The following is an 11,751-nucleotide window of genomic DNA, read 5'->3' on the forward strand; positions in this document are numbered from 1 at the left end:
ATAACTATATAAATTAAATTGATTGGGATTTTGTGAGGTTTTTAAATAACATTTAACAGTGATTATTCTAACCTGAGTTTTATTCGTGACTTTTATTAATATCTCATTAAAGACGTTGATGTTATATCTCTTACTTGGTTTTTTCTACATTAATGCAAGTCAAGTAGAATATAGATACAATCTACGTGGAGAATTAATCAATGAAAAAGCCGATAATGAATTTAACTATTATGCTGTTGATGCTCTTGGTAATCGTCTTAGTATAAGCAAAGTTGAGGTTTCTTCAAACCTTAATTCTATCACATTGACTGCTCCGGATAATTATTCGATAAAAAACTTGTCACATTCCATTACTTTTACTTGGTTACCAATTAAAGGCGCTTCCTATTACGATTTTTGGTTTGGTGATGAACCAGGAAAATTACGTCAATTTAAAACTGGTATCACAGCTACTTCACTAAAGTTGGATTTTTCTCATATTTCAGATAGCCATTCTAGATATTGGAACGTTGTCGCGCATGATGGAAAAGGCGCTAACTCCAAAAGTCCAATTTATACTTTTTCTGCACTAGATAGTGATCGAGACCAATTGCCCGATCACATCGAAGACAAGCTATGCATGTCTTCGCAAACCCCCGATTCTGATAATGATGGCCTTTTAGATAGTCAAGAAATGCGTTTTGGTGAATCAATAATTATGACCTCACTTCCTTGCTTACAAGATAGTGATTTTGATGGAATCGAAGACGCGTATGAAGTTGAAGCTGGCAGTGATCCTATGGTGGTTGATAGCTATCGAGGAGATAACTGGTCGCATTATGTTGATTGGATTGCGAAGAAACATGAGCAACAGCAACTGGAAGTTATATCCGAACGCAGATTGTTAGATGTAAGAAATACCAATGGTTATGCAATTTCTGGGTTTGCTCCAGGTAGTGAAGCGATGAGTATGACTTACTGGGTTAAACACGCTGAAAGTCAGGAACAACAGACAATGGGTAGTGACGATGATAGTGGTCGTCGGTTCTATTCCGGTATTGATCAAGAAAATAGTGTCACGTTCGGTGTTGGAAATAAATCTGTCACGTTAAGTAAAGTGAAGATTGAGGATGAGGATTGGACGCATGTCGCCTTGGTCTATTCAAGCTCTGTGGCAGAAATATATATTGATGGTCAACTAAAGCACACGATGAGATCTTTGGCATTTAAAGAAGCTAGCCAATATGCCCTTTGGATTGGTGCTCGTCATCACAAGCGAGCTTGGCAACCAGAAAGTGTTGAGGGGGTGATCGATAATCTTAGTGTTTGGAATGTAGCGCTATCACAACAAGATGTCGCAAAAAGCATGTTTAGTCTCGAAAGAGTGACAAGTAATAACTTACTTGGCTTTTACGACTTTAATGAAAGCCGCGGCGAATGGGTTAAAAATAGAGTAACGAATAAGTTTGACCTGAAGCTAGTGGCTGGAGCGAAGTTGAAGCTTGAAGAAAACTATATCGACTCAGATAGTGACGGTATACCTGATATATTCGAGAGTGCTCTGTGTAGTGATAGTCATAACTCCGACAGTGATGCGGATGGTATTCCTGACGGTGAAGAGTTAGGTATTGGCTCATCGCTAGATGTAACTTCAAACCCATGCAATGCCGACACTGACAACGATGGTATCGCTGATGGTTTTGAATATCACCACTCAATGAACCCAGCGAAGAACGATGCGCTGAAAAGTCATTTAGGTTCAAAGAACAGTTATTGGCAGAAGTATGTTTCTTACGTTGAAAAGAGAGACAGTGAGGTTCAGGTTATTGAAGAAGATAGGCACTTCGATGTAACAGGCAGCAATACTTATGCTATTTCTGGATTGTCGAATAATAAAGAAGACTTTTCCTTAATGTACTGGTTTAAACCTAAGGATAAATCCGAACAATATTCTGGATTTAACGGTAAAGGGTGGCACCAAACAAAATTAGGAATCGGTTTCAATAACACCATAAAAGGAATTATTAATACTTCCTTTTATCCTAGGAGATTTCAGCAAAATATCACTATTGATAATTGGCATCATTTTGCTTTCGTTTGGGATTCTAACACTTATACCACCCAAGTTTATTTAGATGGGAATTTAGCTTACTCGAGTCGTGTGCCAACTTGGTTTAATAGAAAAGAGATACTCGCGATATGGATCGGAGCATTGAATGATTCGAGTCAGCCGAAATATTTCATGAATGGCATTCTTGATAACGTGCAGATTTGGACTCAAGCCCTGGAGCAACATCAGGTTCGTCGTTACATGACCGAAGCACCTCAAGTAAACACTCAAGGGCTTGTTGCATCCTATGATTTTTCTAAATCGCGTGGTGATTGGGTAATTAATCAAGTGAGTGGTCGCTTTGATCTCAAGTTGACCGATGTTACTCGCTTAAAACCAGAGGACAAAGAGCGAGACAGTGATGGCGATGGCCTTTCTGATGCTTTTGAATTAGGGAAATGCTTGGACGTATATAACAGTGATAGTGATGAGGATGGAATTTTAGATAAAAATGAACTGACACCCTTGGCACCTTTAAAATCCACAGACCCTTGTATTAGCGATACCGATAACGATGGTATTGATGACAAATTTGAGCAAGACAATGGTATGGATCCAACAAAACATGACCTTGATGTTGTATTAAATGATAAAGAGATTGCCAACTGGGAAACCTATGCCGAAGAGAGTGTGCATCGCCTATTAGAGCAAGGCAAAAAAGTGCAACACTTAGATGGTGAGTTGAACCTGTCGAACAGTTTAGGTTATGCAGTTTCTGATATTCAACGAGAGAAGAACGATGACGAAACTACATTGATGTATTGGTTTAAACCAAACAAGCAAGGCCTAGATCAATTTAGTGGCGTACAAACTGATACTTATAAAGGCAGTTACATAGGTATTAGTGGAAATGATAAGCCGCTAGTTCGTTCAAATTCTCAAAAACTTCAATCAGATATTACGATCAAATCAGATCAATGGCTCCACTTGGCGATTGTTATCTCTCAAAGTACCCAAAAGTTTTTTGTTAACGGGCAATTAGAGCAGATTATTGATAAACGAAATGAGAATTTTGGGTCCTCTTATACACTTTGGTTTGGTGCGGTTAACTATAAAGGCTTGGATGTGAAACATCAAAATGGTCAAGTTGATGATATTCAGTTCTGGAATAAGGCTCTTGACCAAAGGGAAATAATTAATTATATGCGTCAGCGCCCTGATAGTACTAACGAAAACCTTGTCGCTTGGTACGACTTCTCAAATCATCTTGGAGCTTGGGTTAAAAATAGGGCAACTGGGAAATATGATCTGAAATTGGTGAAGGGTGCACATATCATTGAATCAGAGCAAACTTACGACACTGACAAAGATGGGTTAAGCGACGAGTTTGAAGCGACTTATTGTACTGATTCTGAGGTGCTAGACAGTGATGGTGACGGACTTAGCGATGGTTACGAACTCAATCAAGGTTTTCTTATCAATGGCCAAAAGTTCACCACTAATCCTTGCTCCTCTGATACTGACAATGATGGTATTGATGACGCATTTGAAATCGATAACAACATGAATCCAACGTTAGCCGATGGCCATCTTATTGATGCTGAAGTTAATAAGCCAAACTGGGATAGGTATGTTGAATATATAAACCGCAGTGATGAATTTCTCTCCTCTATTGAACAGGTTGCGCCTAACGTTTTGGATATAGAAGAGACAAAAGGGTACGCCATCTCAGGTTATTACCCAAAAGAGCAACCTACCAGCATTATGTTTTGGTATAAGCCGAACGAAGATCTTTTCGTGTATGACAAATCAATGAGTGGTGTTAGTGATATAACGAATGATGTGATTTTGTCTTTAGGACACAGTATGTATGGCCCTCTTTATTGGGTTGGTAGTAGTGGTTCTGTCGCTCATCACCACGATTTAATCAATAATCAGTGGAACCATATTGCGTTAACTATAAGTGATTTAAAATCGAAGCTTTATGTTAATGGTCAAATGGTAGATGTGAATGAAAGTGCGCTTAAAATGATTGGTTATCCGTTTTTCTTGGGTGCAACTAATATTGAAGGTCTAGCGGATCGTCATATGAACGGCCAAATGGACAATGTCATGTTGTGGCAACGCGTATTAAGCCTAGAAGAGGTTAGACGCTATATGATTACGCCACCAACTCCCCAACAAGACAGCTCATTGCAATGGCTGTATGACTTTAACCACACTAGGAGTGGTTGGGTAAAAAATGGCGTCACAGGGCTGTATGATTTAAAGCTGGTTCAAGGAGCTAAAATCTCTCCAGAGCAAGCGATACTTGATCAAGACCTGGATGGTTTAGATGACAAGTTAGAACTTGCAAGCTGTTTAGATGAAACCCAAGCTGACACAGACGGTGATGGTCTATTGGATGGTCAGGAATATGGGGTCAATTCCCAATATTTAACAATTACAGACCCCTGTTTATGGGACAGTGATAGGGATAATATTCCGGATGATTTTGAGTTAGAACAAAACAGTGATCCGCTTCAGAGTAACGCAGGGAAAAGTTCTGTAAATCATCCCAATTTGAGCCTTTGGGAAGCGTATGCCCAGCATCAAGTTGAACAGTTGTCACAAGACGACATCATTGAATCCTCACGTTCTTTGCAGTTAACGGATAACAATGGGTACGCAATTACCAATCACTTCTCGTTGTCACATGACATGACGTTGATGTTTTGGGTTAAGTATCAGCCAAGTAAAGAGCAAAGATCAGGGAACATGGATACACATAAACTTGGTTTTTCATACGATAAAGTAAAATATGGTGACGAGCACAGCACATCATATACTGCCGCAAAACTTAATTCGGATGAATGGGCACATTTAGCTCTCGTCTTGTCAAATCAAGGAAAAGCAAAATTATACTTTAACGGGCAACTCGTAGATGAAAAATACCCATTGCGCGCAGACTTACCGAATGTGTGGGCCACCTACCTTGGAGCCGTTAATGATGTAGGCTTCTCTAAAGAACATATGAAGGGGTTACTTGATAATGTTGGTATTTGGGAGCGGTCATTAAACGCAACTGAAATTTACCAGTATATGTTTACTGCGCCCAAAGCTTCGGATAGCAATCTTGCTGCATGGTATGACTTTACTCACTCCCAAGGTGATTGGGTGAAAAATAAAGCAACAGGACGATACGATCTCAAATTAACGCAAGGCGCTTACTTAGTTGCTGAGCCAACAGACGAAGATACTGACGGCGATGGTCTTGTTAACCGATTAGAGTTAGCTTTTTGTACTGATGGGTTAACGGCTGATAGCGACGGTGATGGCGTTAATGATGGTGATGAACTCTCAGTTGGCAAACCATTCATTTTGATTACTAACCCTTGCGATCCTGACAGTGATAATGATGGCTTGACGGATGACTTTGAGCGTTCTCACGGTAGTGATGGCTTGATTACTGATGCTAATTTTGACAGCAATGGCAACGGTATTTCCAACTGGGATGAATATCGAAAGATACAAACAGAGCAATTGCCTGAAACAGTGGTCGAATTTGGCGCCTTGTCGGCGAGTAAAGGTTATGCAATTACGTCTTTCTTCCCAGAAAACGGTGATTCAACCTTAATGTATTGGTTTAAATCAACCAGTGAAGAATCACAGTTATCCGGTGTAAGTGAAACTGCCGACCAGCATTATTACGTTGGAATTCAGTATGCGCAGAAGAAGTTCGCATGGGGTGAAGACAAATCGAGTGGTTATTCTTTTAGAGAGCCGGAATACTCGACGGATGATTGGAACCACATCGCGTTAGTCGTAAATGATGATCATATTCAACTATACCTCAATGGACAATTAACAGAAGAAACAATACGTTCTTGGTCGACGATTTCTGCTCCCTTCGAACATGCACTTTGGTTGGGCGCTTTGAATAAGTCGGGAATGGCTTCTGATTTTTACACTGGCCTTATTGATAACGTGCAGATATGGGACAGAGCCTTGTCTGAACCAAAACTCCACCGCTTCATGGCGCTGCATCCTAAGGAGCATATCGAGGGTTTAATCGCGTCTTATGACTTTTCGTCGGTGAAAGGAGAATGGGTAAAAAATCACGCCAATGATCAATTCGACCTAAAGTTGGTCGATGATATTGAGCTTGAAAGTCATCAAGTCAATGACACTGACTTAGATACTATCCCGGATTACGTTGAAGCGAAAATGTGTGTTGATGCCACAACAAACGATACCGATCACGATGGATTATCCGATCGACAAGAATTAGAAATACTTGTCTCTGCATGCGATCCAGATATAGATGGGGATAGCATGTTCGATGGGTTTGAGCTTGAAGAAGGGAGCGCTTTGCGTGTTAGGGATGGCAACAAAGATAGCAATAGTGATGGTATCACCAATTGGTACTCATTTACTGATTGGTACAAAGCAGTAAAGTTGGCTCAAGGAGAGCAAGGTATATCTATATCGAGTGGTGTACTGCAATTGGATGGTAACAAAAATAGCCACGTTGTAACGGGGATTTATCCTAATTCTGAAGACAAAACATTAATGTTTGATATCAAGTTTAACCAACTTAAGGGGCTATTACAGTACGTTGGTTCTGATGACAATAATAAACATCGTTTTTACATTGGTTTAAATAAAAACGGTGATTTGAGTTACGGCGTTGGTGATGAAAGTCGAAATAATAGTGCTAGTTTAAATAGTGAACAATGGTATCACTTTACTCTTCGATACCAAGCCCCTAACGCTCAAGCATATATTGATGGTCAGTTAGTTGGGACCTTATCGAATATTCGTTTTAGTGGACAGAGTACGGAGCCTATTACATTTGGGGGGGCTTATCCTGTAAATGCTCAGATTGACAACGTGCAACTCTGGAACCGAGCGCTTACGGATGAAGAATTAATAAATCGTAGGTCGAAGGTGTCGAGTGGACCTGAGTCGTCACTTGCTATGCACTACGATTTCGAATTCAGATTGGGTCCTTTGATAATGAACAAAGCTACCAATAAGTTAGATGCGTTACTCTCGGCAGAAAGCCTTCTAATTGAAACTCCGTTAAACCCATAAATCCGATTAAGGAAACTTAGATGCTTTTGGCAATTTTTGTCGCGCTTGCAATCGTATTGTTAGCGTTACTGCAGTCGTGTGCGCCTGCTGTTGAACCACCTACAGGCCCTTTAGGGCCAAATAGTTCATACGAACAAGGTCAAGGTCAAGCTCAAAAAGGGGGGGAATCAGGAGATGATTGCCATTCTTCGAGAGGAGCACCAATATGGCACTTTGACTTCAATAATCTCAACCTCGTTGTTCAAGATACGCCAATCTGGTTTGATTCGGCGTATGGACCTAATATTGAATTCACATTAACTTACAATGCGCTTGGAAAAGAAAATACAAATAATTCGGTTGGCTCTCGATGGTCCCATAGTTACAGTGACTATATAACCCAACCGAATGAATCTAATTCGCTAGTTCTGTTTGCGGGAACAGGACGTGTCGATGAATACCAACAAATTGGTACTAACTATGTTTTAAATTCACAATCGCTTCTGTCAGGAGAAGCGACTTTGCTGCCTCGGTTGAGTGTTGAAGATGGCGTGATTAAGGCGACTTACGTTGACGGCAGTTACAAAACGTTCACTCACGTGGAAAGTGGCAACTACCGATTAAGTTCCACGGTCGATCAAAGCGGTAACGCACTTAAGTTTGCTTACCAAGACGACCAGTTAACGAGTGTGACTAACGCATTAGATCAATCTCTGACTTTTAGTTATAACCAGGCCAAGCAAATTGTCTCGGTGAAAGGCCCGACGGGGTATCAAGCTCACTTCAACTATAACCAGAAAGGTGAATTAATCTCGCTTGAGGACATGCAAGGGTACTCCGCAGATATCACTTATGATGAGATGGGGATAATCTCGTCAATCACTGATGCTAAGGGACAAACCCAATTTATTGTTGAGCTAGGCAACGCTAATTCAAATCGGGTAGATGAATATCCAGCACCTGGTGACCCAATGGGAATGAGTAGCCGAGTGACTGCGATAAATCCGCTGGGTTATAAAGAGGAGTTTTTCTACAACTCAGAAACAGGCAAAGCGTGGTACATCTCACCAGAGCACTACATCAATTACGTGGATGTTAATGTTAACAATGACCAACCCGACGTTCCTAAAACTGTCTATGACTATCAGCGGTTCTCCAAAGGTTATTCTCGTGTTCAACAGGTTACTAGACCGGATGGTACATGGACTCGTTTCGAATACGATCAAAATCGTAATCTATCCAAAACTGTTTATTCAGATGGTAATTCCGTAAAGTATCGCAATAACTCGTTTGGTAAAGTTGTGGAGTTTACTGATACGATCAATAACAGCACGATCTATGTTTACGATGATCGTCAAAACTTAATTAAAGCTGTCACGCCGACAGGCGAAAAGGGTTTTGAATACAGCCAAAATAACTTACTGATTGGTGCTACTAATTTAAACGGTGTTAAAACTCGCTATAAATACAACGACCAAGGGCAGTTATTACAAGTAACGACTGCTGATGGTAACGTTGTCGACTTTGGTTATTCATCTGGGCGACTCGACTCGATTGTTAGTCAGGGTAAGGCGCTGGCGTCATATCAATATGATGAGCTAGGGCGCGTAACACAAGTTATTGATATACATGGTAACGCCACGCAGTATCGTTATGACCGAATTAACCAACTCACTCATGTCAGCGGAGAGGGAAATCGTGATACTGAGATTGTTTATGGGAGTTGTCCTCGTCTTGTAGAGAGCGAAACCCTTCCGGGAGGTCGAACTTACCAATATCAATATAATTCAGCAAAGCAACTGGTAGCGGTTATTGACCCTATGTTGGGCGTTACACGGTTAAAACGAGATGCGGCAGGACGCACTACGGCTTTAATTGACGCCAATCAAAATAAAACAGAATTTGAATATAACGCCGTGGGTCAGCTTACAACGAAGCGTTACGCAGATGGCAGCGCGCTAAAAATTGATTACCAGCAAGGTTATATCAACAGCACCACTAATGCTCGAGGCGTTACAAAGTCTTTTCATTACAATGAAAATAACCAACTGACTCGTGTAAGTTATGGCGACGCTACACCAGAAGTTTCCTATCAATATAATTCGTTAGGAGAGCTGGTATCAGTCTCTGATGGCCAAGGTCTGACACAATATTCTTATTTCTCGGACGGTAAAGTTGAGAGCATTGATGGCCCTTGGGACAACGATACCATTGAACTTGGGTTTGATAAGCTGAATCGATTGTCTTCATTGATGTTGGATGGAGATAACTACGGTGAGTACAAGTACGACGCTCTGGGTCGACTAAAGCAAGTTTCGGCACTGGAACAGGTCTTTGAACTCACCTACGATGATTCGCCTGATAATGTTTCGGCTGACTTAACTTACCCCAATGGCATCAAGCAAGTGTTGAGCTTTGACAATATTGGCGATCTCTCCAAGCTCGAATACCGAAAAGGCGTGAATACAATCGGCAAGTTTGTTTTCGGTTTTGACGTTGCAGGTAAACTCACCCAATTAGAGTCTAACGAACCGCTCCTTCTAGAGCGCCCACAAACACAAGTCACGTACAATTCGCTTAACCAAATTTCCTCGTGGGATGGCGACAGTAGCGCTTTTGTTTATGATGCTGATGGAAACTTAGTACAAGGCTTATTGCCAGGTGAGACTCCTTTTGAAGCAGACTATGACGCTGAAAACAGACTGACCGCGATTCGTTTTGAGAAAAGTGGCACTCAGATTGAGGAACGATTTGAGTATGGTCACGATCATTTTCTAAGAGTGTATCAGCGTTTTGAAAGCAATATTAAAACCTTAGAGAAACGCTTTGTTCGCTTAGGCCTGATTGAGCTTCAAGAGCGTGACAGCGAGAACAACGTATTAGCAAACAATATATGGCGACCAGATAGAAAAGGCGGTGTCGCTGGGTTATTAATGCGTCAGCAGAGCCAGCAAAATATCTATTACATGACTAACCATCTCGGTCATGTCTATGGTGTGTTTGACCAAGCAGGCGAAAGACTCAGCCAACGAGGTTATTCGCCATACGGGCAAGTAAGTGGTGATGGTTTCACTCTACAGCCGTTTGGTATGTCGACCAAACGCAGCGATTTTACCAGTGGTATAGTTTACTTTGGTTATCGCTTCTATATACCAAGCTTGGGCCGCTGGCTAAACCGCGACCCACTGCAAGAGCAAGGCGGGATTAACCTCTATGCGTATGTAAATGGTGACCCGTTAGGGTATGTAGATCTGGATGGAAGGCTCGGGGTACCGATCTCTCCAGTTCCAGTGCTACCACCTCAAGCTTTTAATCCTCCCGAACTAAATAAAGCACTCCGAGACGCTGAGGTTAAGGCAGATGAGGAAGCGTGCAAAGTAGCGAAAGATATTGATAGAATATCGGATGTTGGTGGAGCAATTCCTAACCCGTACGTTAAAACAAGCTGTACGGCAATTAATATAACGTCCAAGTTAGTGCAGGCTGGGATTTGTAAATGATAAATTATTTTTGTTTGACGGAAAGGGTTGGAAAATAAACAGTATATACTCAATAGTTACAATTATTGCTCGATGCATAAAAATGCGAGCTTGTCCGTGGATAGGTGCTTTTGCTAGAGGTGTGATGGATAAATGCAAAGTTAAACCTCATCCCACACCATATATCACACGGTAGTACCACGTAATTTAGGTAACTAGCCACCGTTGGGAAAGCCTGAATCCTAGTATGTGCTCCTATCCAAGGGCAATACTTATTATACCTCAGTAGATCATTTAAGACGCTATAGGTAAGCTAAAAACAGCCAATCGCTGCCCATATGCGAAAAACGTTCGGTTGGCTAGGTAAAGCATACTGGAAAGAGAATATTGTTTGATTACGAGGTCATATTGTCAGTTGTATCAGTGCCAATGAAGACGTAATAGTGAATTACATTTGACATCAGGACTAAAAGAACCTTGGTTGACGGAGCGTAGGGTTGTAACAGTAACTATGGGGATCTGCTCGGTATTAAGCCATTTACTTTAGATAGTGGTAATTTAATTTTTTCACACATATTAAGGGGTGTAAATGAAAGTTAGTCTTTTATGTTTTTGGTTGCTATGTGTCTCATTACCTCTCCAAGCCACGGAGAGAAGCAAGATGGAAAATGAGATTTCTGAAATTCTGGGATTTGAACAAACAGTGGAGCACTACTTTGTAGAATATAAAAAACAGCTCTTCAAACTATATCCCGATTTTACAGAGGAGTATGTTGAATTAAATTATGCTCCAGTTTTTCAGTATGGTAAAAAGAGATATATGAATGCATATATGAAAGGTTTGTTAGTTTATAGTGATGAAGAACTTAGGCAACTTATTGATTACTATAAGTCTGATAAGGGAAAGTGGATTGTTAAGAAAAATTTGGAATCAAATGTTATTGTTCTTGATGATTTAGCACTTGCTTCTGATGATTTTAATAAGGTATTTATTGAGAAGATTGAATCTCAACAATAACAAATATCGATTATAATGAATAGGGGGCAGGTTTTTCCTTTTACTATAGGGTAAAGGCTTTGGCTAAAAATAAACATTCCTTACATTAATAACTTAAAATGCTAGCCGACAATATAGGTTTAACTGGTTTGTGTGTGGTCCGTGTATTGGTCTAATACGATTATTGTATT

3 protein-coding genes are annotated in these 11,751 nt (G+C 40.7%); all 3 read left to right on the forward strand.

The annotated features are described in order from the left end of the window. Positions 1-118: 118 nt before the first annotated feature. Positions 119-7,105, forward strand: a complete 6,987-nt coding sequence (locus AB4513_RS21335; protein ID WP_009846193.1) for a LamG-like jellyroll fold domain-containing protein — start codon at positions 119-121, stop codon at positions 7,103-7,105. 20 nt (positions 7,106-7,125) lie between these two features. Next, entirely contained in the window at positions 7,126-10,584 is a 3,459-nt protein-coding gene (locus AB4513_RS21340) for an RHS repeat domain-containing protein (RefSeq protein WP_102258362.1), read from the forward strand. A 568-nt stretch (positions 10,585-11,152) separates the two neighbouring features. After that, entirely contained in the window at positions 11,153-11,581 is a 429-nt protein-coding gene (locus AB4513_RS21345) for a hypothetical protein (RefSeq protein WP_032555112.1), read from the forward strand. Positions 11,582-11,751: the final 170 nt, after the last annotated feature.

The organism is Vibrio sp. 10N.222.54.E6 (assembly GCF_041473955.1).
Lineage (GTDB): Bacteria > Pseudomonadota > Gammaproteobacteria > Enterobacterales > Vibrionaceae > Vibrio > Vibrio tasmaniensis_A.

Coding starts and splice junctions, on each gene's coding strand:
- AB4513_RS21335 (WP_009846193.1), top strand. CDS start 119: ATGTTATATCTCTTACTTGGTTTTTTCTACATTAATGCAAGTCAAGTA.
- AB4513_RS21340 (WP_102258362.1), top strand. CDS start 7,126: ATGCTTTTGGCAATTTTTGTCGCGCTTGCAATCGTATTGTTAGCGTTA.
- AB4513_RS21345 (WP_032555112.1), top strand. CDS start 11,153: ATGAAAGTTAGTCTTTTATGTTTTTGGTTGCTATGTGTCTCATTACCT.